This window comes from Pseudomonas sp. DF5, from assembly GCF_058148225.1.
The window spans coordinates 334741-359206 of record NZ_JBYVYM010000001.1; the positions used below are offsets into that span (position 1 = coordinate 334741).

At 58.8% G+C, this 24466-nt stretch carries 16 protein-coding genes; 10 read left to right on the forward strand and 6 right to left on the reverse strand.

Translation table 11 applies throughout. The features are described 5' to 3' along the window. Positions 1-5: 5 nt before the first annotated feature. Positions 6-1304, reverse strand: a complete 1299-nt coding sequence (locus tag AC30D7_RS01620) for an MFS transporter (protein ID WP_490132771.1) — start codon at positions 1302-1304, stop codon at positions 6-8. Positions 1305-1667: 363 nt separating this feature from the next. Between AC30D7_RS01620 and AC30D7_RS01625 the strand changes: the two genes are divergently transcribed. Together AC30D7_RS01625 and AC30D7_RS01630 are read left to right on the forward strand one after the other, a co-directional pair. After that, positions 1668-2072 (forward strand): acyl-CoA thioesterase, encoded by a 405-nt coding sequence (locus tag AC30D7_RS01625; RefSeq protein ID WP_007896491.1) that lies wholly within the window; start codon positions 1668-1670, stop codon positions 2070-2072. Between the two features lie 73 nt (positions 2073-2145). Then, the gene (locus AC30D7_RS01630) at positions 2146-3045 is read left to right on the forward strand and encodes a D-hexose-6-phosphate mutarotase (protein WP_028940112.1); all 900 of its coding nucleotides are present in this window, start codon (positions 2146-2148) and stop codon (positions 3043-3045) included. Between the two features lie 47 nt (positions 3046-3092). Here AC30D7_RS01630 and AC30D7_RS01635 read toward each other — a convergent pair whose 3' ends face one another. The 5 genes from AC30D7_RS01635 to AC30D7_RS01655 form a co-directional block, all read right to left on the reverse strand. Then, the gene (locus tag AC30D7_RS01635) at positions 3093-3629 is read right to left on the reverse strand and encodes a DUF3299 domain-containing protein (protein WP_026331809.1); all 537 of its coding nucleotides are present in this window, start codon (positions 3627-3629) and stop codon (positions 3093-3095) included. Positions 3630-3717: 88 nt separating this feature from the next. Next, on the reverse strand, positions 3718-3963 hold the full coding sequence (locus AC30D7_RS01640; protein ID WP_028940111.1) for a GlsB/YeaQ/YmgE family stress response membrane protein: 246 nt from the start codon (positions 3961-3963) through the stop codon (positions 3718-3720). A 101-nt stretch (positions 3964-4064) separates the two neighbouring features. Next, complete coding sequence (locus AC30D7_RS01645) at positions 4065-5147, reverse strand: 5-(carboxyamino)imidazole ribonucleotide synthase (RefSeq protein WP_019580395.1); 1083 nt, start codon at positions 5145-5147, stop codon at positions 4065-4067. A gap of 11 nt (positions 5148-5158) precedes the next feature. Further along, positions 5159-5650: a 5-(carboxyamino)imidazole ribonucleotide mutase gene (gene purE / locus AC30D7_RS01650; protein WP_003196369.1), complete on the reverse strand. Its 492-nt coding sequence runs from the start codon at positions 5648-5650 to the stop codon at positions 5159-5161. 330 nt (positions 5651-5980) lie between these two features. Beyond that, positions 5981-6898: a LysR substrate-binding domain-containing protein gene (locus AC30D7_RS01655; protein WP_490132772.1), complete on the reverse strand. Its 918-nt coding sequence runs from the start codon at positions 6896-6898 to the stop codon at positions 5981-5983. Positions 6899-7078: 180 nt separating this feature from the next. On the opposite strand from AC30D7_RS01655, the gene aspA reads away from it, so the two are divergent. The 8 genes from aspA to AC30D7_RS01695 all read left to right on the forward strand — a co-directional run bounded on the left by aspA (position 7079) and on the right by AC30D7_RS01695 (position 24463). Then, a complete protein-coding gene (gene aspA / locus AC30D7_RS01660; protein ID WP_007934488.1) occupies positions 7079-8503 on the forward strand; it encodes an aspartate ammonia-lyase in 1425 nt (474 codons plus the stop codon). A gap of 488 nt (positions 8504-8991) precedes the next feature. Beyond that, a complete protein-coding gene (locus AC30D7_RS01665) occupies positions 8992-10443 on the forward strand; it encodes an alanine/glycine:cation symporter family protein (RefSeq protein WP_490132773.1) in 1452 nt (483 codons plus the stop codon). 148 nt (positions 10444-10591) lie between these two features. Beyond that, positions 10592-11596, forward strand: coding sequence for an asparaginase (locus tag AC30D7_RS01670; RefSeq protein WP_490132774.1), 1005 nt, complete (start codon positions 10592-10594; stop codon positions 11594-11596). A 108-nt stretch (positions 11597-11704) separates the two neighbouring features. Then, on the forward strand, positions 11705-12697 hold the full coding sequence (locus tag AC30D7_RS01675; RefSeq protein WP_096479346.1) for an AraC family transcriptional regulator: 993 nt from the start codon (positions 11705-11707) through the stop codon (positions 12695-12697). A 162-nt stretch (positions 12698-12859) separates the two neighbouring features. After that, entirely contained in the window at positions 12860-13891 is a 1032-nt protein-coding gene (locus AC30D7_RS01680) for a histone deacetylase family protein (protein WP_490132775.1), read from the forward strand. A gap of 12 nt (positions 13892-13903) precedes the next feature. After that, positions 13904-15004, forward strand: coding sequence for a polyamine ABC transporter substrate-binding protein (locus tag AC30D7_RS01685; RefSeq protein WP_490132776.1), 1101 nt, complete (start codon positions 13904-13906; stop codon positions 15002-15004). 159 nt (positions 15005-15163) lie between these two features. Continuing rightward, positions 15164-19801, forward strand: coding sequence for a hypothetical protein (locus AC30D7_RS01690; protein WP_490132777.1), 4638 nt, complete (start codon positions 15164-15166; stop codon positions 19799-19801). Positions 19802-19933: 132 nt separating this feature from the next. Continuing rightward, complete coding sequence (locus tag AC30D7_RS01695) at positions 19934-24463, forward strand: dermonecrotic toxin domain-containing protein (protein ID WP_490132778.1); 4530 nt, start codon at positions 19934-19936, stop codon at positions 24461-24463. The last annotated feature ends 3 nt before the right edge of the window (positions 24464-24466 follow it).

Sequence of the window (24466 nt, forward strand, 5' to 3'; positions counted from 1 at the left end):
GCGGCTTAGCGACCTTTCTTCCAGAGGTAACCACCCACCACAATCCCGACGCCGCAGATAATCGCCACGTAATAGGCTGGCCCCATCGGGCTTTCCTTGAGCAGCAGGGTGACAACCATCGGCGTCAGGCCGCCGAAGATGGCGTAGGCCAGGTTGTAGGAGAACGACAGGCCGCTGAAGCGCACCACTGCCGGGAAGGCCTTGACCATCACGTACGGCACTGCACCGATGGTGCCGACCAGCAAACCGGTCAAGGCGTACATCGGGAACAGCCAGTCGAGGTGATTGAACAGGCTGTGATAGAAGGTCCACGAGGTCAGCAGCAGCAACGCGCTACCGAACACGAACACCCGACCGGCGCCAAAACGGTCAGCCAGTGCACCGGAGGCCACACAGCCCAGGCTCAGGAACACGATGGCCAGGCTGTTGGCCTGCAACGCGGTAGTCGGCGGGAAGTGGTAAACAGTCTGCAATACAGTCGGCGTCATGAGGATGACCACGATGATCCCCGCGGACAGCAACCAGGTCAGCAGCATGGAAATCAGAATCGCCCCGCGATGGTCACGCAGCACGGCGCGCAGCGGCACTTCTTCGGCCAGGGCCTTACGCAATTGCAGTTCGGCAAACACCGGGGTTTCGTGCAGCCAGCGGCGCAGGTAGACCGAGAACAGGCCAAACACGCCGCCCAGCAGGAACGGGATCCGCCAGGCGTAATCCGCCACTTCCACCGGCGTATAGAGGCTGTTGATCGCGGTGGCGACCAACGAGCCCAAAAGAATGCCGGCAGTCAGGCCGCTGGTCAGCGTGCCGCAGGCATAACCGATATGCCGCTGCGGCACGTGTTCGGAAACGAATACCCACGCCCCCGGCACTTCACCGCCAATCGCCGCGCCCTGAATCACCCGCATCAGCAGCAACAGGATCGGCGCCCACATACCTATCTGCGCATAAGTCGGCAGCAACCCCATGATCAGCGTCGGCACCGCCATCATGAAAATGCTCAGTGTGAACATTTTCTTGCGTCCCAGCAGGTCGCCGAAGTGCGCCATGACGATGCCGCCCAGCGGCCGCGCCAGATAACCCGCGGCGAAAATGCCGAACGTCTGCATCAGGCGCAGCCACTCGGGCATGTCGGCGGGGAAGAACAGTTTGCCGACCACCGTGGCGAAGAACACAAAGATGATGAAGTCGTAAAACTCCAGCGCGCCGCCCAAGGCAGACAGCGACAAGGTCTTGTAGTCGTTACGGGTCAGCGGACGTGCGGGTTGGGCCGGCTGCGCGATGCTCGAGGGCGCTGTGGTCATGGCAAGGCTTCTCTTATAGTCGGATCTGCAACCTCAACAACGCTGGCGGAGGCTTGGGCAGGTTCGGCACGATAGCAAATTGTTCGAAAAAGCACATAGAGGTGCGTATTTGACGGTCAAAATGAGAACCGGATGGTCGTCTCGGAGTCTACCGACCGATATACTCATAACGTTGCAACGGTTTGTAAGGGGTTGCTGTGCGAAACCGTCGTTGGCAGCTGTCAGCCGATTTCGCAGAGTTTCCCTTTAGGCGCCTTACGAAAAACGTGACGAACGTAGTATGTTCGGGGCTGAATCGTTTTTCCAAGACGGCTACTCACCCGCTATACCTACGAAGAGTCACGGGTCAGAGGCACCCCCGGCATGATAGAGCTCGAACAAGAAGATCCAATCCCGCAAGGCGACCTGGCCCTGCAAATTACCGCGCTTCCGCGTGAAACCAACGGCTTTGGCGATATTTTCGGCGGCTGGTTGGTGGCGCAGATGGATTTGGCGGGCACCGCAATGGCCAGCAAGGTTGCCGGTGGTCGCGTGGCCACCGTTGCGATCGATCGCATGGCGTTTCTGGTGCCGGTGGCGGTGGGCGCTCAGCTCTCCTTCTATACCCAGGCCCTGGAAATCGGTCGCAGCTCGATTCAGATGATGGTTGAAGTCTGGAGCGACGATCCACTGTCCAGCGAGTGGCGTAAAGTCACCGAAGCCGTGTTTGTGTTCGTCGCCATCGACGGCAGCGGCCGCACTCGTTCGGTTCCGCCCAGAGCTCGTTAAACAAGGCGCTCGTTAAACGCGGTGACCGTTTTGCGGTCCATAGCAGTCATTGTTCCTGATTGAGAGTCGCCCCATGAGCACGCCCACCGTCGAAGCCGTGAAACTGGATGAACTGAACTGCTGGCGCATCCGCCACGGTCAGGCCGAATTGCTGGTGGCCCAGCAAGGCGCGCACATCCTCAGCTATCAATTGGCCGGCCAACCGCCGCTGATCTGGCTCAACGACGAGGCGGTGTTCAAGACCGGCAAAGCTATTCGTGCCGGTGTGCCGGTGTGCTGGCCGTGGTTCGGCAATCTGTCGCGCAACCCGCAGAGTGTCCAGGCCATGCGCATCAGCCAGGAGCCGCCGACCGCTCACGGGCTGGTGCGAGCGATGGACTGGGAACTGGGCAGCATCGAAACCGAGGGCGAAAGCCTGAAGGTGGAATTCGTCCTGCCCTACCCTGAAGGCGGACTGCCAGGCTGGCCGCATCAGGTGGACTTGAAACTGAGCATTCGTCTGGATGAACAGTTGCATATCAGCCTGACGAGCGACAACAAGGGCGCTGAACCCATCACGATCAGCCAGGCGCTGCACAGCTATTTCGCGGTCAGCGATGTGCGCAACGTGCACGTTGAAGGGCTGGATGGCTTGAGTTACATCGAGACGCTGGACGACTGGAAAACCGTCACTCAGACCGGTGATCTGCGTTTTACCGGTGAGACCGACCGCATCTATCTGAATACCCCGCCGACATTGAGCATCGTTGACCCGCATTGGGAACGACGCATTGAACTGACCAGCAGCGGTTCGCGCTCGGCGGTGATCTGGAACCCGTGGATCGACCGTGCGGCCGCGTTCAGCGACATGGCTGACGATGGCTGGCAGCGCATGTTGTGCATTGAAACGGCAAATGTGATGGATGATGTGGTGACGCTGGCGCCGGGGGCTAGCCATACCCTGGGCGTGAGCATCGCCAGCAAACCGCTTTAACACCACACAATAAATGTGGGAGCAGGCTTGCTCCCACATTTAAAAACCTACAAATCCGACTCCTTGACCACCCGCACCTGCGCCGCGTCCAGCGCATACGCCGCATCCGCCAGGTCGTTGGTGACCTTCTCGATCTTCAGCGTGCCAGTCACCCACAGCGGTGTGTAGATGTCATTCAGCTTCAGGCCTTTGGGATAACGCACCAGCACCAGTTGGTTAGGCGGCGGCGGTGGCACGTGGATACAAGCGCCCGGGTACGGCACGAGGAAGAACAATGTGCTGCGGCCCTTCGCATCGGATTCCAGCGGTACCGGATAACCGCCGATGCGGATGTGCTTGTCGTTCATCGACGGCACGGTCTTGGTCGAATACATCACCGCCGGCAAGCCCTTGCTCTGCTTCATGCCACCTTTTTGGGTAAAGGTGCCATTGGCTTCCGGTGAGTTGTGATCGATTTCGGGCATGGCCTCGAGGGCCTTCTGGTCCGATTTTGGCATCAGTTCGAGCCAGTCGGTTTCCGGCAGTTCGCCGGCATGGGCCAAACCACTGCCCAGGAAGAGAAGAGTCAACAGAAGACGGCGCATGAAGGTGCTCGGCAAAGGAAAGGACGGTGGAACGCCAAGCATTCTAGCCCTCTCCGGTGTTGGCGCAGAGAGGGCTTTGTCGCTTGAATCAGTTCTTTTTGATCAGGCCGTAGACCACCAGCAATATCACCGCGCCCACCAGCGCACCAATGAAGCCTGCGCCCTGACCGGCCTGGTAAATGCCCAGGGCCTGGCCGCCGTAAGTGGCCGCCAGCGAACCGCCGATACCGAGCAGGATGGTCATGATCCAGCCCATGCTGTCATCGCCCGGTTTCAGAAACCGAGCCAGCAGGCCGACGATCAAGCCGATAAAGATGGTTCCGATAATTCCCATGGCATTTCCCTCTGATTGAATTGGCTAAAGCCTAGCCAGACTTTGGCATCCTGCCATCAGAGAACGGCGGCCTCGGAAGGTTCCGCCGCCGCCACATGAAACTATTCGGCAATCAGCGCTTCGACCTTGAGGATCTGCGCGGCAAGCGTCGCACGGTCAGCACAACGCAGGTTGGCGTGACCAACCTTGCGGCCGACCTTGAAGGCCTTGCCGTAGTGATGCAGATGGCAATCGGCGATGGCCAGGACTTTCTCGGTGTCCGGGACTTTGCCGATGAAGTTGAGCATCGCGCTCTCGCCGACCTTGGCCGTCGAACCCAGCGGCAGACCGGCAACGGCCCGCAGGTGGTTTTCGAACTGACTGCACTCGGCACCTTCGGTGGTCCAGTGCCCGGAGTTGTGCACACGCGGGGCGATCTCGTTGGCCTTGAGGCCACCGTCGACTTCGAAGAACTCGAACGCCATCACGCCGACGTAATCCAGCTGCTTGAGTACCCGGCTGGAGTAGTCTTCAGCCAACGCTTGCAACGGGTGGTCGGTGCTGGCCACGGACAGCTTGAGGATGCCGCTGTCGTGGGTGTTGTGCACCAGCGGGTAGAACCTGGTTTCGCCATCGCGAGCGCGCACGGCGATCAGCGAGACTTCGCCAGTGAACGGCACGAAGCCTTCCAGCAAGCAGGCGACGCTGCCCAGTTCGGCGAAGGTGCCGACCACATCTTCAGGCTTGCGCAGGACTTTCTGACCCTTGCCGTCGTAGCCCAGGGTGCGGGTTTTCAGCACAGCCGGCAGGCCGATGGAGGCCACGGCGGCGTCCAGATCGGCTTGGGACTGGATGTCGGCGAACGCGGGAGTCGGGATCCCCAGGTCCTTGAACATGCTCTTCTCGAACCAGCGATCGCGGGCAATGCGCAGCGCTTCGGCGCTCGGGTACACCGGGACGAATTGCGACAGGAAGGCCACGGTTTCGGCCGGGACGCTTTCGAACTCGAAGGTCACCAGATCGACTTCATCGGCCAACTGACGCAGGTGATCCTGATCGCCGTAATCGGCCCGCAGGTGTTCGCCCAATGCGGCTGCGCAAGCATCCGGCGCCGGGTCCAGGAAAGCGAAGTTCATGCCCAGCGGAGTGCCCGCCAGCGCCAACATGCGACCCAACTGGCCGCCACCGATTACACCGATCTTCATCGTCAACAACCTCAGGCGATGCGTGGGTCTGGATTGTCCAGGACGCTGTCTGTCTGCTCAGCGCGGAATTTTTTCAGCACGGTATGAAACTGCGGATGCTTGGCGCCCAGGATGCTCGCCGAGAGCAGGGCTGCGTTGATCGCACCGGCCTTGCCGATGGCCAGGGTGGCGACCGGAATGCCAGCTGGCATCTGCACGATAGAAAGCAGCGAATCGACGCCCGAGAGCATCGACGACTGCACCGGCACGCCCAGCACCGGCAGGTGGGTCTTGGCTGCACACATGCCTGGCAGGTGGGCCGCGCCACCGGCACCGGCGATGATCACCTCGATGCCACGGGCCTCGGCCTCTTCGGCATACTGGAACAGCAGGTCCGGGGTGCGGTGGGCAGAGACCACTTTCACCTCGTAAGGGATGCCGAGCTTTTCCAGCATATCGGCGGTGTGGCTAAGGGTGGACCAATCGGACTTGGAGCCCATGATCACGCCAACCAGTGCGCTCATCGTCGTGCCTCTTCTCTCTGGGCGCCCGCGGGCGCGTCAAAAAACAACAAGCCACGCAAAATGCGTGGCTTGATTGTACGAATTATGGCCAGTCAAACCGGCCGAAGGCCGCGCAGTATACCTCAATGAAGCAGATAAACAGCCCCCCATACGACCATCTGTCATACGGCGCAAAGCGCCGGTTTTATTGACCTCAAGGTCAATCAAATCCACCACATATCCCTGTGGGAGCTGGCTTGCCTGCGATGGGGCCGGCATAGCAGACATGATGCTGCCTGACACGCCGCAAACGCGGGCAAGCCCGCCGCCCCAACAGGGTTTTCATTGTCCTCAGGAACCCGTTGTGCCCTGAGCCGCACCGCCCTCAAGTTTGCGCCACAACAAACGCACGTTGGCCTTGCGCACCAGCGCGCAGCGATACAGCCGAATTTCCAGCGGCACATGCCATTGCGGGCCGCCGCAGATCACCAGTTCGCCCCGGGCAAGTTCGGCACGCACGCTCAATTGCGGCACCCAGGCGATGCCGAGACCTTCCAGCGCCATGCTTTTCAGGCTGTCGGCCATGGCGGTTTCGTAGATCGTGGTGAAACGCAACGCACGCTGACGCAGCAAGCCGTTCACCGATCGCCCGAGAAATGCCCCGGCGCTGTAGGCCAGCAAAGGCACGCTGGTCTCGCCTTCCAGGTCGAACAATGGTTTTCCATTGGCATCGGCCGCGCACACCGGGAGCATTTCGGTGTCCCCCAGATGCAGCGACGGGAAAATCTCTGGGTCCATTTGCATCGCGGAGTCCGGATCATAGAACGCCAGCATCAGATCACACCCGCCCTCACGCAGCGCATGCACCGCATCGCCGACGTTAGTGGCCACCAGCCGTGTGGCGATGTTCAGCCCTTCGTTGCGCAATTGTGCGATCCAGCGCGGAAAGAAGCCCAGCGCCAGGGAGTGGGCGGCGGCAATCTGGATCACCTCGCCCTGCCCGCCTTCCAGGTGATGAAGGTGGCGCAGCACTTCACCCAACTGTTCGACCACGGTTCGCGCGGTCACGAGAAACAGCTGCCCCGCCGCCGTCAGTTCGACCGGGGTGCGGGAGCGATTGACCAGGGTCAGCCCCAGCGCGGCTTCGAGGCTACGGATCCGCCGGCTGAAGGCAGGCTGGGTCACGAAGCGTCGTTCAGCTGCCTGGGAGAAGCTGCGGGTGGCGGCTAGGGCACTAAAGTCCTCAAGCCATTTGCTTTCCAGATTCATCACGCCCTCCCGGACATGCACCAATTCAGGTCACACGTTCGCCACATACGCGGCGTCACATGGGCATTATGCCGAATATGCATAGGCTAGTGTTTAACAGCATTGGCTCAAAATTCTTCGCAAGCCTAGCATTCGCGCTGTTCCGGCATAGACCGGGTCCATATCGAGATGATTTCTATCATGTCCTCCGCTGCATCTTTCCGCACAGAAAAAGACCTGCTTGGCGTACTCGAAGTACCTGCTCAAGCGTATTACGGCATCCAGACCCTGCGAGCGGTGAACAACTTCCGTCTCTCCGGCGTTCCGATTTCGCATTACCCAAAACTGGTTGTTGGTCTGGCGATGGTCAAACAGGCCGCCGCTGACGCCAACCGCGAGCTGGGTCACCTGAGCGAAGCCAAGCACGCTGCCATCAGCGAAGCCTGTGCCCGATTGATCCGCGGCGATTTCCACGAAGAATTCGTGGTGGACATGATTCAAGGCGGCGCTGGCACTTCAACCAACATGAATGCCAACGAAGTCATCGCCAACATCGCGCTGGAGGCCATGGGCCACAGCAAGGGCGAATACCAGTACCTGCACCCGAACAACGACGTGAACATGGCGCAGTCGACCAACGACGCCTACCCGACGGCCATTCGCCTGGGTCTGCTGTTGGGTCACGACGCGTTGCTGGCCAGCCTTGACAGCCTGATCCAGTCGTTCGCCGCCAAAGGTGAAGAATTCAGCCACGTTCTGAAGATGGGCCGTACCCAGCTGCAAGACGCCGTGCCGATGACCCTCGGCCAGGAATTCCGCGCCTTCGCCACTACCCTGAGCGAAGACCTGGCGCGCCTGAAGTCCCTGGCACCTGAGCTGCTGACCGAAGTAAACCTGGGCGGCACCGCGATCGGTACCGGCATCAACGCCGACCCGCGTTACCAGGCCCTGGCCGTTCAGCGTCTGGCCCTGATCAGCGGTCAACCGCTGGTGCCAGCCGCCGACCTGATCGAAGCCACCTCCGACATGGGCGCCTTCGTACTGTTCTCCGGCATGCTCAAGCGCACCGCGGTCAAGCTGTCGAAGATCTGCAACGACCTGCGCCTGCTGTCCAGCGGCCCACGCACCGGCATCAACGAAATCAACCTGCCAGCGCGTCAGCCAGGCAGCTCGATCATGCCAGGCAAGGTCAACCCGGTTATCCCTGAAGCCGTGAACCAGGTGGCGTTCCAGATCATCGGCAACGACCTGGCCCTGACCATCGCGGCCGAAGGCGGCCAGCTGCAACTGAACGTGATGGAGCCGCTGATCGCCTTCAAGATCTTCGACTCAATCCGCCTGCTGCAACGTGCCATGGACATGCTGCGCGAACACTGCATCGTCGGAATCACCGCCAACGAAGAGCGCTGCCGTGAGCTGGTCGAACACTCGATCGGCCTGGTCACCGCGCTGAACCCGTACATCGGCTATGAAAACGCCACCCGCATTGCCCGTGTCGCCCTTGAAAGCGGACGCGGCGTGCTGGAACTGGTGCGCGAAGAACGCTTGCTCGACGAAGAAATGCTCGCCGACATCCTGCGCCCGGAAAATATGATTGCTCCGCGTCTGGTGCCTTTGAAGGCTTGACCAAACGCAGGCTCTTTTGAAGAGCACGCTCACCAGGTCGAGGGACTAGACACCTCTCACCTTTTGAGGGCTTGGGGATTTACTCCCTCAAGCCCTTTTTTTTCAACACTTTTGCGGATTTTACGAACATGTTGAATGTTTTCAGTACCGCAAAGATCGCAGCCTTCGGCAGCTCCTACCGGGTTTGACAGAGACCCGTAGAGGCTGCCGAAGGCTGCGATTTTTTGATTTTGCAGCGCTTTTGTTTCGTCGCTTGCACCACAACTGTGCAGACGGACGGCACTCTCCTATGTATAGTGCCGGCCCTCTTCGCGTGAGCGGTCGTCGATAACGAGACCCAAACCCATGCGAACCCGAACTAATAACAACCCGCGAAATGGAACAGGGACGAACCTTCGACCCACCAGTTGTGCCACGCACACTCCGGTGTAACGCGATGTGTCGACCACCCAGTATTCGCACACACAAAAAATAGCGAGGAATAATCCATGCTCGAAGTCATCAACGACTTCCTCTCAGGGAAAGTACTGATCGCGCTCATTGTCGGGCTCGGTAGCTACTTCACGATCCGCTCGCGTTTCGTCCAATTGCGCCACTTCTTCCATATGTTCGCGGTGTTCCGCGACAGCCTGCGCAGCAGCGCCGGTCAACTCAGCTCGTTCCAGGCCCTGATGCTCAGCCTTGCCGGCCGTGTCGGTGCGGGCAACATCGCGGGTGTCGGTATCGCCGTGACCCTCGGTGGCCCCGGTGCGGTGTTCTGGATGTGGGTGACTGCGCTGGTCGGCATGTCCAGCAGCTTCTTCGAATGCTCCCTCGGCCAGCTCTACAAGCGCTGCGACTCCGAAGGCCAGTTCCGAGGCGGTCCGTCCTACTACATCCAGCACGGCCTGCAGAAACGCTGGCTGGGCATGGTTATGGCCGTGCTGCTGCTGGTGACCTTCGGCTTCGCCTTCAACGGTCTGCAATCCCACGCCGTGACTCACTCGCTGAATAGCGCCTTCGGCCTCGACACCACTTACACCGGGCTGGCCCTGGCGGTATTGCTGGGTCTGGTGTTCATCGGCGGTATCAAGCGGATCGCCAAGGTCGCTGACCTGCTGGTACCGGTGAAAACCCTGGTGTACATCGGCGTGACCATCTACGTGATCGTGCTGCAGTTCGACCACGTTCCGGGCATGTTGATGACCATCGTCAAAAGCGCCTTCGGTCTGGACCAGGCGTTCGGCGGCCTGATCGGCAGCGCCATCGTCATGGGCGTGAAGCGTGGCGTGTTCGCCAACGAAGCGGGCCTGGGCAGTGCACCAAACGTGGCCGCTGTGGCCGCGGTCGAGCACCCGGTCGCGCAAGGCGTGGTTCAGGCGTTCAGCGTGTTCCTCGATACCTTCGTGATCTGCACCTGCACCGCGTTGCTGATCCTGCTGTCGGGCTTCTACACCCCGGGTTTCGAAGGTGACGGCATCGCCCTGACCCAGAACTCCCTGGCTGCAGTGGTCGGTGACTGGGGCCGGATGTTCATCTCCGTGGCGCTGGCATTGTTCGTGTTCACCTCGATCCTCTACAACTACTACCTGGGCGAGAACAGCCTGCGCTTCCTGGTCGGTGAAAACCGCAAGGCGCTGATGGGCTACCGCGCGCTGGTACTGGCGTTGATCTTCTGGGGTGCCATCGAGAACCTGGGCACGGTGTTCGCATTCGCCGACATCACCATGACCCTGCTGGCATTCGTCAACCTGATCGCGCTGTTCCTGCTGTTCAAGGTCGGCATGCGTATCCTGCGTGACTACGATGACCAGCGTGCCGCCGGCATCAAGACCCCAGTGTTCGATTCGAGCAAGTTCCCCGACCTGGACCTGGACCTGAAAGCCTGGCCGGCCAATCCGCCAGCCGTCACCTCTCAGCCACAGGCCCAGCCTGCCGGCGTGACCGCAGCGCAACGCTGATCGGTAAAAAACCGGGCGCATCCCCTGCGCCCGCGTGACACAACGTACGACCAGCGTCATGCTCGGTCGTACGTTGTTTTGGTGTCGAGCCTGAAGTCCAATCGCGAGCAGGCTCGCTCCCACAAGTCATCGTTTTCGGAGAACCTCCATGAATTCCTCGACCTACCCTGCCGCGCAGCACGTCATGGTGCTCTACACCGGTGGCACCATCGGCATGCAAGCCAGTGCCCATGGCCTGGCCCCGGCGTCCGGCTTCGAAGCGCGGATGCGCGACTACCTGCACAGCCAGCCCGAGCTGCTAGTGCCGCAGTGGCGCTTTCGCGAGATGTCGCCGCTGATCGATAGCGCCAACATGACGCCTGCGTACTGGCAGCAATTGCGTGAAGCGGTGGTCGACGCCGTCGACGTTCAGGGCTGCGACAGCGTGCTGATCCTGCACGGCACTGACACCCTGGCCTACAGCGCCGCGGCAATGAGCTTCCAGTTGCTCGGCCTGAACGCCCGCGTCTGTTTCACCGGCTCCATGCTGCCGGCCGGCGTGACCGACAGTGATGCCTGGGAAAACATCAGCGGCGCACTGGCTGCCCTTGGCCAAGGCCTCGCACCGGGTGTTCATCTGTATTTCCATGGTGAACTGCTCGACCCGACCCGCTGCGCCAAGGTTCGCAGTTTCGGTCGTCATCCGTTCAAGCGACTGGAGCGTCAGGGCGGCGGCGTGAAAGCTTCCTCGATACCTGCCCAACTGAACTACAACCAGCCAAAGCAACTGGCGAAGGTCGCGGTGCTGCCGTTGTTCCCCGGCATCGGCGCCGAGCAACTGGATGGCCTGCTCAACAGCGGTATTCAGGGTCTGGTGCTGGAATGTTATGGCAGCGGTACCGGACCAAGCGACAACCCCGGGTTTATCGCCAGCCTGGAACGGGCACGAGACAATGGCGTGGTAGTGGTTGCGGTCACCCAATGTCATGAAGGTGGCGTGAAGCTCGACGTGTATGAGGCGGGCAGCCGCTTGCGCGATGCCGGCCTGTTGTCCGGTGGCGGCATGACTCGCGAGGCGGCGCTCGGCAAGTTGCATGGGCTGCTCGGTGCAGGGCTTGAAACCACTGAAGTTCGGCGACTGGTCGAACTTGACCTGTGTGGCGAACTGAGCTGACACAACACATAATCTTGTGGGAGCCCCCTCGCCGCAGCCCGCTCCCACAAGATCGTTGTTGGGCACATAACTTGCTCCCGTTCCAGCATCTCGACGCTGGAAGACTCCATGCTCCACTCCCACCTCACCACCCTCAACGCCGTCTCCCTGGTGCTCAACACCTTCAAGGCCGAAGGCCTGTCCAGCGAGGCGTTATTGGCTGGCAGCGGCATCAGCGCGGCTGATCTGAGCCGGGCGGACACGCGCATCACCACCAATCAAGAGATGCTGGTGTGCGCCAATGCCGTCGCGCTGCGCCGCGATATCGGTCTGGAGTTGGGCCGGCGGATGCACGTTTCGTCCTATGGCATGCTCGGGTACGCCTTACTCACCAGCGCCACTTTAGGTGACGCCTTGCAGTTGGCGCTGCACTATCCGGCGCTATTGGGAACACTGTTCGAGTTGAGCCTGGAGGAGGATGGCGAGCGCATCTGGCTCACCGCGGGCGACTATCGGGAAAATCCCGCGCTGGCACCGTTCAATGTCGAGTTTTGCCTGGTCTCGATGAAGGTCACCTGTGAAGACCTGCTCGGCCACCCCCTGCCTTTGCTTGGCGCTCGCTTCGATTACCCGGCACCGGACTATCAGGCGCGCTACAGCGAGCGTTTCGACTGTCCGTTGCAGTTTGATGCAGCGTCCAACGGATTTGCCTTCGACAAGCGCTGGCTCGAACACCCCCTGCCGCTGGCCGACGCCATCACCCACCAAGCCATGGCCGAACGCTGCCGCAAGCAAAACACCGAGTTCACCGGGCGTCAGGCCTGGCTCGGGCGCATCCGCCAATTGCTCGCTGCACAACTGAGCGCGGCACCAGGCCTGGACGGGTTGGCCGAACAGTTGAACTGCTCGTCGCGCACCCTGCGCCGCCATCTGAAGGATCTGGGATGCAGCTATCAGGAACTGCTCGATGAACTGCGATTCGAACAGGCCAAACGCATGCTCTGCGAGGATCAACTGCCGATCTATCAAATCGCCGAAGCACTGGGCTTCAGCGAGACCGCGAGCTTCCGGCATGCGTTTGTGCGCTGGAGTGGCGTGGCACCGAGCCAGTTCCGGCCTTGAGCCGCCCATGTGGCGAGGGAGCAAGCTCCCTCGCCACAGAGGGGCGAATTTCGGTCAAATGTTTTGGCCACATAGATCCCCTTTTGGCCTTTCCTGCCGTTCTCCCAAACGTCGCCTGCCGCAAGACTGTGTTCAAACCGAATCAGCCTGCGGAGAACAACAATGCTGACGATCTACTCGGACGATCACCACCTGCATCACGGCCGTTGTGAATTGATGGACGGGCAATTGATGCCCTGCTTCGAAATGCCTTCACGGGCCGATCACGTATTGCAACGGGTCAAGGACCAGAACCTCGGCCCGGTTGAAGTGCCGAAAGACTTTGGCCTTGATCCGATCGCGCGCATCCACAGCCGCGATTACCTCGACTTCTTCAAAGGCGCCTGGGCGCGCTGGACCGCATTCAATACCGAGGGCGACTTGCTGCCCTACACCTGGCCGGCCCGCACCTTGCGCCGAATCATGCCCACCAGCCTGCACGGCCAGCTCGGCTATTACAGCTTCGACGGCGGCGCACCGATTACCGCCGGCACCTGGCAAGCAGCGTACAGCGCGGCGCAAGTTGCCCTCACGGCCCAAGCGGCGATCCAGCGCGGCGCCCGCAGTGCCTTCGCCCTGTGCCGTCCACCGGGACACCATGCCGCCAGCGATTTGATGGGCGGCTATTGCTACCTCAACAATGCTGCCATCGCCGCTCAAGCGTTCCTCGATCAGGGCCACAAAAAGGTCGCGATCCTCGATGTCGATTACCATCACGGCAACGGCACTCAATCGATTTTCTACGAACGCAGCGACGTGCTGTTCACCTCGATCCACGGTCATCCAGAAGCCGAGTTTCCGTTCTTCCTCGGCTACGAAGACGAACGCGGTGAAGGCGCAGGCGAAGGGTTCAACTTCAACTACCCGTTGCCCGCCGGCAGTGCTTGGGACCGTTGGAGCGCCGCGCTGGAACAAGCCTGTAAAGAGATCGAAGCGTACGGCGCCGACATCGTTGTCGTGTCCCTGGGCGTCGATACGTTCAAGGACGATCCCATCTCCCAATTCAAACTCGACAGCCCGGATTACCTGGCGATGGGCGCGCGCATCGCGGGCCTCGGCAAGCCGACGCTGTTCGTGATGGAAGGCGGTTACGCGGTAGAAGAAATCGGCATCAACGCCGTGAATGTTCTCGAAGGTTTTGAAAGCGCCCAATGAGGAATTAGAAGAATGAACAGACTCAAGCGTCTTATCGCTCCAGCGCTCTGCGCCACGCTGCTCAGTGGCGCCGCCCATGCTGAAGAACGTACTTTGCGGGTCTACAACTGGTTCGACTACATCACCCCCAAAGCCCTGGAAGATTTCAAGGCTCAGAACACCCAGACCAAACTGGTCTACGACATCTTCGACACCAACGAAGCGCTGGAAGCCAAGCTGCTGACCGGCAACTCCGGCTACGACGTGGTGGTGCCGTCCAACGTGTTCCTCGCCAAGCAGATCGAAGCCGGCGTCTTCCAGCCAGTGGACCGCAGCAAACTGCCTAACTGGAACCACCTCGATCCCAAGCTGATGAAGCTGATCGAAGCCAACGACCCAGGTAACAAATTTGCCGTGCCCTACATGTACGGCACCATCCTGATCGGCTTCAACCCAGCCAAGGTCAAGGCTGCGCTGGGCGACAACGCACCGGTGAACAGCTGGGACCTGATCTTCAAGGAAGAGAACATCAGCAAGCTCAAGCAGTGCGGCGTGGCCCTGCTCGACTCACCTTCGGAGATCCTGCCGCTGGCCCTGCAACACCTCGGCCTGGACCCCAACAGCAAGAAGCCGGCGGACTACGCCAAGGCTGAAGCGCTGCTGATGAAGATCCGGCCGTACATCACCTACTTCCATTCATCCAAGTACATGGCCGACATCGCCAACGGTGACATCTGCGTCGCAGTCGGGTATTCCGGCAGCTTCTCCCAGGCCGCCAACCGCGCCAAGGAAGCCAAGAACGGTGTGATCGTCGACATGCGCCTGCCCAAGGAAGGCGCGCCGATCTGGTTCGACATGCTCGCGATCCCCAAAGGCGCGAAAAACCCGGAAGACGCCTACACCTTCATCAACTACCTGCTGCAACCCCAGGTCATCGCACCGGTCAGCGACTTCGTCGGCTACCCGAACCCGAACAAGGACGCCACGGAAATGGTCGACCCAGCGATCCGCAACAACCCGAACCTGTACCCGACCGAAACGGCGATGAGCACGCTTTACACCCTGCAACCCTTGCCTCGCGATGCTGAACGGGCGCGGACCCGGGCCTGGACCAAGATCAAATCGGGCACCTGAAACGCACACTCCTCTGAACTGAAGACCCGCATTGATGCGGGTCTTTTTGTTTATGGCTCTAAATAAATACCACCTGGCCCATCCACCCGCCCTCTACCTTGCGAGGTGCCCAATCGGCGGTGCACTCATTCGCCAGCAGAACATCATAAGGAAATGGCCATGCCCGATAGTTCAACGACCAAGCCGATATCCGGCGCCTCGATCCCCCTCTTCAGTGATTTGCTAAGGCAACTGTCCTCCGGTCCCTCGATCCGGGAGGTCGCCACAGTCGCACTGCAGCCGGCACTCAAAGCACTGTATCCGCAACTGGATATCAATCCTGCTCTCGTCTTCGTCGTTACGCCGACATGGCAAATCATCGAGGGGGAAGTGGTTCCTGGCATCAGTCGAGTTGAATCACTCACAGGTACGCTGGTCAGGCACGGCCTGCGCAAAACGACAGTGACCTATATCGATGGCGAACATTTCCTCTCGCGGCAACCACACGACGGCCCGCCGATCCAGCTCCCGGTAAAAATCGATGCGATCGGACGCCTGATCAACGAGCTCGCGCCATTGCTATTCGTGGCGTATCAAGAGCAACAGCTGGACTTCTGGAACCAGACTGGAAGCGCTTCGATGCCCCGTTGGCGGGAGCTGTCTCGCTCGCTGCACAAGATATGGAATGTCGACAACGTCAAAGGCTGGGACGACGATCAGTGCGCAATGGCCCGCAACCTCTTCAATTACCCGGACCTGGCTGTTCGGCTACCCCACGACAAGTACCTGAGTAGAAGCTATCTGATCGATCTGGATATTCAGGACGGCGAGACATCGAAACACGTCCGCCTCCTTGATATTGCTGTGCTGATCGGTTTTGTCGGCAAGCGCACACTGATTCTCACGTATTCGATTGCCAACGACTTCCAGTCGTTCGAGTCCCTGGACCAATTGGGCCAGTCATTGCTCGCCCATCTCGATACTCCAGCGACTGCCTTGCAATGGCGACTGTTTGAGCCGAGCGGCGACTTTTTCGATCTCCAAGCTTGCACCATGATTGCCAGTCAAAGCGATGCAATAGGTGTTATAGACCCCTCCACTCCACGTCCTGTGTCCAAACCCGGGTATCACATCAGTAGTGTCGCGAACGACTTCGATGGATTGAGCCCCAAAGAGAATGCGCGCCTCACTCGAATACAGGAGTTACTACCCGCCTGGTTAATGAAGGCCTCGTCAACGGATCTCACCTCCTACAGCAGATACTTGATGGACCTGGCGCTACTGCAAGCCGAAGCCGCAGGTAAATCCTTTCAGGACGATATCCCGTCGATCCGGGACTTCACCCTCCAGGCTATTCGGCGACAGTTGCTCATAGAACATCCAGATGCGGCGAAGCTGAAACTCGAAGACATCGAAATCGTCATCACCAGCCCCGTCGTCTGGGGCACATTCGTGCTTCCCGGAAAGACCGATGTCACCAGAATTCCTCTCACCGAACTGGCACTGGAAAACCTGATTGCGATTCCTCTTGGCAGCAAGGTCGTGCAATACAAAAACGCTGATGCGGTCCCGGAATGGATGACACCAACCTACCTCGAAGGACTGGTGAGTCAGGTGAACATCGGCCAGACCTACCCCGCACTCATCAAGCGACTATTGATCGACGCCACTCTGGACTCACAGCGCAGACAAAATCTCTACACCCGTCATTTGCGCCTGCAACTGCCACTGCTGGCGTTGCAAAACAAAATCCGCGGCGAGGCTGGTATCGATGAGCAGGGTTATCGATACGTGGCCGCCGTCATGGAGTCTTCCAGCCAAAACCGCCAAGTGGATGGACATGAGGTCGTCATGCGCCCGCTGGCCTTTTTCCCGAGTCTGGAACCAGACGCTACGCCCGATGAGGTCGATAACATGTTCGTGATCGGCCCCAGGGTTCAGGGCGCCGGACCGGTATTGCTCTATCGGCCATTGCTCTCCCCTGCGCTGATCCAGTACCCCACCACCGAGAACCTTCTGTACGCGATCAAGCATTCGAAAGAATTACGCCTGTCGGTGCTTGCCTGGTTACCTGACAGTGCTCGCACCAATTACGCCCGCTACGTTTTCCCAGGTGAGCTGCCCTCAGTCTGGAGCCTGTCGCAATTGCTGGTCGATCCACTGACACCGCTGACGATGACAGGCCCGATTTCCTTCGGTGAAAGGGTGATCGAAAACGAGCTCATGCCAACACTCTACAACGCCAATGCCAGCGCGCTGATCACTCTGGCGAACCGGCAATCGGTGTCGAATGCTGAAAATCGTTGGGCCACACTCAAGCAAAGTGCCTGGATGATCTTCAATGCCGCCTTGCCTTTCCTTGGACGCACGGTGGGTACGGCCGCCTGGATCTGGCAGATCATGGATGACTTGCAACAGGCAGCCGATGCCAGGGAAGAAGCCGATGGCCAGCACGAGTGGGCCGCCTTGACCGACGTCTTCCTGACCCTCGCGATGGTGCTTGCCAGTCATGCAACCGCACCACGCGAATCCGCCGCCACAGCCCACTCGAAAACCGTAACAGCACATAGCAGCGGGGCACGAGAGACATCTACTCCAGACAAAGTCAGCGTGACCCACAAACCCGACGTTGCCACTGACACCCTGCCCGCCCTACACGAAACATCGCTTCACTCGGACACTGCCCTGATCCGTTCTAGGTTGAGCCTGGGACACCTGCTCGATAGCTTCAAGATTCCAAAACCCGAGAGACTTGGCCAACCCGTGATCGAGCAAGGTCCGAACCAACACCTCTCACCCCTTGGGCAAAAATGGTACGCCAACGTCGGCGAACGATGGTTTGAGGTCGCCGTAAACGACAACGACGATGTGCTGATCATTGACTCCCGACAATCGCCTGTACGCACGGGCCCGTTGCTGGTCAGCAACAACGCCGGTGAATGGTTCATCGATACCCGGCTACGACTGCGTGGCGGCGGCTTGAAGAGTCGCAGGGAACAGATGCAACGCGAGAACAAAGCGCGCATCACCGAACTTCGCACACAACTGGCGGCATTCGACCTGGAGATGGACAGCAAACGCGCCGAGCTTACGAGCGCCCATGCCGCCCTGAACAATGCACCCGGCACATCTGCTGAAGCCAGGCGCCAGCTGTTTCTCGACAAGCTGGACACGCGCCTGAAGGACTATGACGTTGCGCTCGACCGATTGAAAACCCTGAACAGGCTCGACACGGTCCCCAATTACCGTACCGCCATGGTCGAACTGCTGGGCACCCAGCTGTTCTTCAATCAAACCGGGATCGATCAACAGCATGGCACCTATACCCAGACGCTCCATCGTACTTTCGAGCTTCTGGAACAAGCGGATGCAGGGGAAAAGGCGCTGGATCGCGAAACGCTGCAGAAAATGACCGACCGTACTGAAGTGCTCATCAGCAAAATCGAGTTTGCGCACTCGCGCTTCCAGGAACTGAGCATGCTTGGCAAGAACGCCGCTGAACTGACTCAGCAATACCAGCAGAAATTACCCACCTTTGCTGTGCAGGACTTGAAAGCATTCCAAGTCACCCTTGCCAAAGTACTGTGCTTGAAAGACAGCAATACGCCAACCATGTCCGAAGCCAGGCTCGCCATGGAGCGTATCGGCGAGGACACCGACCTGACCATTCAGGCATCCCTGGACCTGCTCCTCGCCGAAGACGAACTCAATCTTTCTGAACGCATCGAAACACTCAATGCTCTGGTAGATCAGTTCGCAGACATTGACCAGCGCCTTGGCGACTTTGCAACTGACTACCCCGAGCTGCTTCTCCAGCAGCAGTTTGACCGTCTGCGAGAGCGAACCAATGAGTTCAATCAGGCCACGGTCAACTACCTGGCGCAGTTGCTTCGCGAGCGAGAAGCCCTGGAACCCAAGCCTGCCCCCTCACAAGTCGCGGCACCGCCGCGCAAAAAAATCATCAAGACCCGTTACAAAGGCATCGTTGTCGGTGAAGTCCGCAAGAACGCGCCAGTCGATGAGATTCTGGTCGACGTCACCGAGCCGATGACAGGCAAAATCATTGCAACCTTTCATGAGAAAACGCCCGGCGTCTGGCTTGAACGTACGACCGGAAAACCCGTGCCAGCAATCGAACCAAAGCCGGGCCTGGGTGCCCGGATAACGTTCGGACAGACTCTATTGGATGATCTGGAAACATTCATCCAACGAACCAGGGCACACGCAAAGCGCCCGAACAGGATTCCGGTAGAAATTGAGGACATGTTCCAACAGCAAGCCGGGAAGCTGAAGCGTGCAGTCGACGGCATTGAGGAGGCATTAAGTACCGGTAGCACCACGGACACTCATTCGGATTCAGCCAAAACCCTGAAAAAACAGCTCACCGAAGCGGTAACGCGGCTTTATTCAGAGGCTCATATGGCCCGGGTTGAAATGATCAAACTGCAACCTCCCACTGCCGCACGCATCGAGTGGTTACGGAGCAAGAACGTTGTCGACATCGTCCGCAACAGCGAACGCAAACGACTCAAAGGCCCAGGGAAGGATTATCTTCAGGAATACGAAATTCTTGACCGAAAAACCAGAAAGCCGCTGTGGTACGCGCACTTCCATTACTCCGGGCCCACGGCTCCTGTCGACTCGTATACGGCGGCCCACCTGAAAACCCGTGACCAACGATTATTGAAGGGGCGCTTCGATTGGCGTGCAACAACCAGCAATCATGAACTGATTGCGGTCTATCGCAGTGAGATCAGCCCGCAACAGGCCAAAGAACTGTTCTTCACGCAGACACCACCCTCTGCCTCAGGGTCGTGAGCCACCCCCCCGACTAGAACCCGAGACCCGCTGATGCGGGTCTTTTTTGCACGCATATTTAGTTACCGCCAGAGGCTCCCAGCTTCCCGCTACTTTGGGTGCGTCCTCAATTACCGCATCCAGGTACCGACCATGATCCGCAATATTCCTGCTCCCCCTGACGACTCGACCCCCCTTGTTGAGAAAAGCGATTTGGTCAACCAGACCAGTCACGGCCCAACGCTGAATCAGGTTGCCTCGCATCTATTGACTCAGACGCTGGAAGAACTCTACCCAAACCTGAACATCGATCCCGACCAGGCAATGGTTGCCACACCGCAATGGCGCCAGGTGGACAATCGGATAGAGGAAGGGCCGACTCGATTCGAACCACTGACGCACGTACTCATCCGCCAAGGTTTTAATTCGACAACGGCAAACTACATCGATGGAGAGCACTTCCTCACGCTTGAGCCGAACGCCAAAAACCCTATACATCTCGCCGTCAGCATCGAGGAAATTGCCGGTACGCTCAACGACTATGCACCGCTGTTGTTCGTCGAATTCCAGGCACGACAGTTGGAGTTCTGGAATCAGAAGGGACATAAGATCGCGCGCTGGCAGGAACTCTCCGACTCACTGCGCAAGGCTCTGAACGTACGACAGGTCAAAGGTTGGGATGCTGATGAATGTGCCATGGCGCGGGAAATTTCCATGGCTCCCGACAAAGCCACACGCAAGGCAGTGAACAGCGAGTTTTCAGCGATCCAGGCGAGCCTGATCGACATCGACACTGTCGACAACGAGGTTGAAAGCCACCTCCTGATCGGTGGCGCTCTGGTTCTCAAGGCAACGTACCGCAAACGCGAATTGATTGTGATGTACACCATCGAACGTGCTTACGAGTCATTCGAATCGATGGAACAACTGGGTGACTCACTTCCCGCTCGCCTGGAAGCGCAACTGGCAGGACGCGCTCTGAAATGGCGTCTTTACGAACCTGATGGCAATGTCTTCGATCACATGGCCTGGGCGTTGGTGTCGACGCAGCTCGATGCCATCGATTCACTCAGGCTCCTTGAAACGCCAACAAGCGAAGTGCTTGAGCCCGATGTCGAGCACGGCAGCCCGGAACATGCACGGATCCAGCAACTGGCTGCGGCGATTCCCGACTGGCTGCGCAACGCATCAATCAGCGACATACAAGACTACAGTCGTTATGTCACGGCGCTGGGTAAGTTGTATCGGCAACCCGACTACAAGACCGTCAAAGACCAGATCCCTTCCATCGCCCAGTACGCTCAATACAAAATGAGCGAAGCAATCATTGCCGATCCCCACGCCGTCGGTGCCGCAGACATGGCGCTGGATGAATTACGGATCAAGATCACCAACAGTTTCACCGCTGGTGATTTCACGCTTCCCGATCCCCGCAGCCAGTACATCGAAACACTCGCCGACTTCGCCCTGGAGAATGAGGCGCCTTACATGGCGAACCTCTTCTTCAGAAACGCCGGGCAGGTTCCGGACTGGCTGACGCCCGAGTTCCTCACCACTGTGGCGGCTCGCGTCAATGTCGGCGAGGACTATCCCAAACAGATCAAACGCAAGCTGATCGATGACCCTGTTGAGTCCCGTCGCCAGGAAAACTTCTATAGCGACCAGCTACGTTTGCTACTGCCTCTCATGGCGCTGGAATGCAAGGTCAAGCAAGAAGCGGGCATTGATGAGCTCGGCTATCGATTCGTCCGTGAGCTACTCGCCCCCCGTTCAGAAACGGCACAACCTATCGCCATCTACCCACTCACGATGACCCCGCAACATCGCTTGATCGGCTCCAGCGATACGATCGCCAACATGTTCATCATCAGCCCTCGAAATGCCGAGAGCGGCCCTTGCCTGCTTTATCGTCCGATGCTGGACCCGCCACTGATGCAGTTCCCCTCCCGGCAAAATTTACTGTATGCCTTGCACCAGCCCGGTGAGCTCCGCGATTCGGTGCTGGCATGGCTGCCCGACAAAGCACTGGGCTTTGAATACGCTCAATACGTTTTCCCGGTCGGCCTGCCATCTCCTTGGTTGCTGGCCGAACAGATTGTCGATCCATTGCTGAGAGTGGAGGGGTTCGGACGCGTGGTTTTCAAATACGAGGAGATAACCGGCAATATCCTTTCGACACTGTTCAAGAGCAACGCACAGGCAATTGTCGATTTGGCTGATCGTCAGTCGCAATCAAATGCCGAACGCCGCTGGCGCTTGTTGAAAGACAGCGGCTGGGCCCTGTTCAGCGTCACCTCAAACTTCCTCAGCGGTGCCGTCGGAACCGCCGTCTGGGTCTGGCAGACCATCAACGAGATCCAGCAGGCACTCGATGCCCGAGATCGAAATGACAGCTTCATCGAATGGACTCGCATGGCGGATATTCTGCTGGCGCTCGGAATCATCCTCAGCCATCACGCTGTGATACGACGCAAAACGGCTTCGGGCAAACCACAACCGGCACAGCTGTCGACCGATGAGGAACCAAAACCGCCCGTCGTGCCGGTCACCATCACACTGGCCCCCACCCCGGTTATCGCAGAGTTACCACAAAACCATCACTCCTCGGTTGAAATGGCAGGAGGTGTGCCGCGCCGCACAACCTCGGCACTGGGCACGTATCTGGACACCCTCAAAGTCTCTGCGCCAGACCTTGCCGACAAAGAACTGACCACGGTCAATGAAGCCCCTCCCCACCTCTACCAGCTCAACGACAAGATCTATGCACAGGTCGGCGAACGCTGGTTCAACGTGATACTGGATGCCGATGCCCAGGTCATCCTCATCGACCCCAAAGACGCCACACGAACCGGCCCCCTGCTAGTCCATGACCAGAAAGGTCAATGGTTCGTGGACACCCGGCTGCGCTTGCGTGGCGGCGGCCCGAAAAACCGCCTCAAAAGCATGAAAGCAGCCAAAGAACAGCGCAAACATGAACTGGAAAACGCACTGGATTCATTCAAGACCCAGGAGCCAGCGAAGACAAGGGAGCTGACACGAGCACGCACAGACATGTTTACAGTCAGCGGCGATGCCTATGATCAAATGCTCATGGTGTATGCGGAAAAACTGGAAGTAATGATCAATGGTTATGAGCAAGCACTCAAGCAACTGCGAGAGTGGCGCACTCTCGGCGGAACGACAGGCTATACCTACGACTTGCTGCGCCTGAGTACCGAGTTGCAGAAGCATCTTTCGCTCTGGTTTACCGCAAGAAAACACCAGTATGTCCAAGCCACCAGCACATTTACTCAAGCCTCTCGGCCGGACACAGAGATCACACGGCAAACCTATATCGACAACATTCGGCAGGCGACAGACCTGAGCCACGCAATGGTCGAGAAACTTGAGCTCTCGCAAACGGCACTTCGCGGAATGCATGAGGCAGGAAGACCAGGCATTGCTGAAGCTATAAAGATCAGCAAACTGCTGCCTTCATTCTCGGCACTGGAGCTCAAGGCTAACGAGATAGGCATGGCGCAAGAGCTGTGCATGCAAGAGCAGGCCAGCCCGACAATGTCCCTGGCCCGTGACGCCATCGGCAGCATTATCGTGAGCGCCGCCCAGGCCGCCCACCAGGTCGCGGACCTGATGAACGTTGCAGATGACCCACAGACGCGCATCGAGGACTTTGGCAGGCTTGCCGAAACCTTTGCCGATGCCAATCAGCGAATTCAGGAATTACCAGACACATACCCCAACCTGTTCAAACAGTCTCAACTTGATCATCTGAAAAAAATGATCGATGAATTTGCAGGAGTGGCACACAACCAGATCCATGCGTTGCTGCCCGATACCGAGGTTTTGATCACACAGGCCACAACAGAACCGGCCCGTCCCGGGCCATCGCGCCTGCCGGTAAAAGTGAGCAAGGCCCGCCCACGCGATCCGGGTATTAACGAAGTCAGCAATGCCAAGAAGTCCCCTCTCAAGGCGATCATGCCAGATGTCCGTTTGCAGCCGCCCCCGGTGCTGAACGATACCGACATCATCAAGGCTGGCCTTGAGCAGAATGTAGAGGTGCAGAACTTTATCGAGCGCACCCGCAAAGACGCTTTACGCCCACGACGCATACCCGCCGACATGCAGGACTTGTTCGACCAGTACGCACTCAAACTGGAGCAGATTGCTACGAGCATCGATCTGGCCATGATCAGGATCAAGGAAGCTAAAGGCACTTTACCGCCCGTGGCGGCCTTGAGCCTGGAACTACGCAGGGAAGCCATCAAGGTAAGAAAAGCAGGCATCAGCACCCGAGCGAGCTTGTACAAGGAACGTAAACCCACCCAAAGCAGTTTCAAATGGATGCACGAGAACGAGCAAATTCACATCACCCGAAACGAACAAGGCCGAATCCAGACCAAACAACTCGGGGACTTTTTTCAGGAATACCGGATTCTCGACAAGACGAACAATGATCAGGCGTTGTGGGTGGCGCATTTCCACTACGAAACCTTGAAGAGCCCGTCCGCTACACCCACTACCGCTCACTTGAAATTCGCGGACACCTACCTGGAAACGCTCAGTGCTGAACGCAGGGAATCGCTGAGCACCTTCGAGCCTATTGATGGGGCGCTACGTAAAATAGTCGACCCGACCCTGCGCGCACTATTTCTGAATCTGGAGCCCAAAGCCAAGTCATGAGGG

Coding starts and splice junctions, on each gene's coding strand:
- AC30D7_RS01620 (WP_490132771.1), bottom strand. CDS start 1,304: ATGACCACAGCGCCCTCGAGCATCGCGCAGCCGGCCCAACCCGCACGT.
- AC30D7_RS01625 (WP_007896491.1), top strand. CDS start 1,668: ATGATAGAGCTCGAACAAGAAGATCCAATCCCGCAAGGCGACCTGGCC.
- AC30D7_RS01630 (WP_028940112.1), top strand. CDS start 2,146: ATGAGCACGCCCACCGTCGAAGCCGTGAAACTGGATGAACTGAACTGC.
- AC30D7_RS01635 (WP_026331809.1), bottom strand. CDS start 3,629: ATGCGCCGTCTTCTGTTGACTCTTCTCTTCCTGGGCAGTGGTTTGGCC.
- AC30D7_RS01640 (WP_028940111.1), bottom strand. CDS start 3,963: ATGGGAATTATCGGAACCATCTTTATCGGCTTGATCGTCGGCCTGCTG.
- AC30D7_RS01645 (WP_019580395.1), bottom strand. CDS start 5,147: ATGAAGATCGGTGTAATCGGTGGCGGCCAGTTGGGTCGCATGTTGGCG.
- purE (WP_003196369.1), bottom strand. CDS start 5,650: ATGAGCGCACTGGTTGGCGTGATCATGGGCTCCAAGTCCGATTGGTCC.
- AC30D7_RS01655 (WP_490132772.1), bottom strand. CDS start 6,898: ATGAATCTGGAAAGCAAATGGCTTGAGGACTTTAGTGCCCTAGCCGCC.
- aspA (WP_007934488.1), top strand. CDS start 7,079: ATGTCCTCCGCTGCATCTTTCCGCACAGAAAAAGACCTGCTTGGCGTA.
- AC30D7_RS01665 (WP_490132773.1), top strand. CDS start 8,992: ATGCTCGAAGTCATCAACGACTTCCTCTCAGGGAAAGTACTGATCGCG.
- AC30D7_RS01670 (WP_490132774.1), top strand. CDS start 10,592: ATGAATTCCTCGACCTACCCTGCCGCGCAGCACGTCATGGTGCTCTAC.
- AC30D7_RS01675 (WP_096479346.1), top strand. CDS start 11,705: ATGCTCCACTCCCACCTCACCACCCTCAACGCCGTCTCCCTGGTGCTC.
- AC30D7_RS01680 (WP_490132775.1), top strand. CDS start 12,860: ATGCTGACGATCTACTCGGACGATCACCACCTGCATCACGGCCGTTGT.
- AC30D7_RS01685 (WP_490132776.1), top strand. CDS start 13,904: ATGAACAGACTCAAGCGTCTTATCGCTCCAGCGCTCTGCGCCACGCTG.
- AC30D7_RS01690 (WP_490132777.1), top strand. CDS start 15,164: ATGCCCGATAGTTCAACGACCAAGCCGATATCCGGCGCCTCGATCCCC.
- AC30D7_RS01695 (WP_490132778.1), top strand. CDS start 19,934: ATGATCCGCAATATTCCTGCTCCCCCTGACGACTCGACCCCCCTTGTT.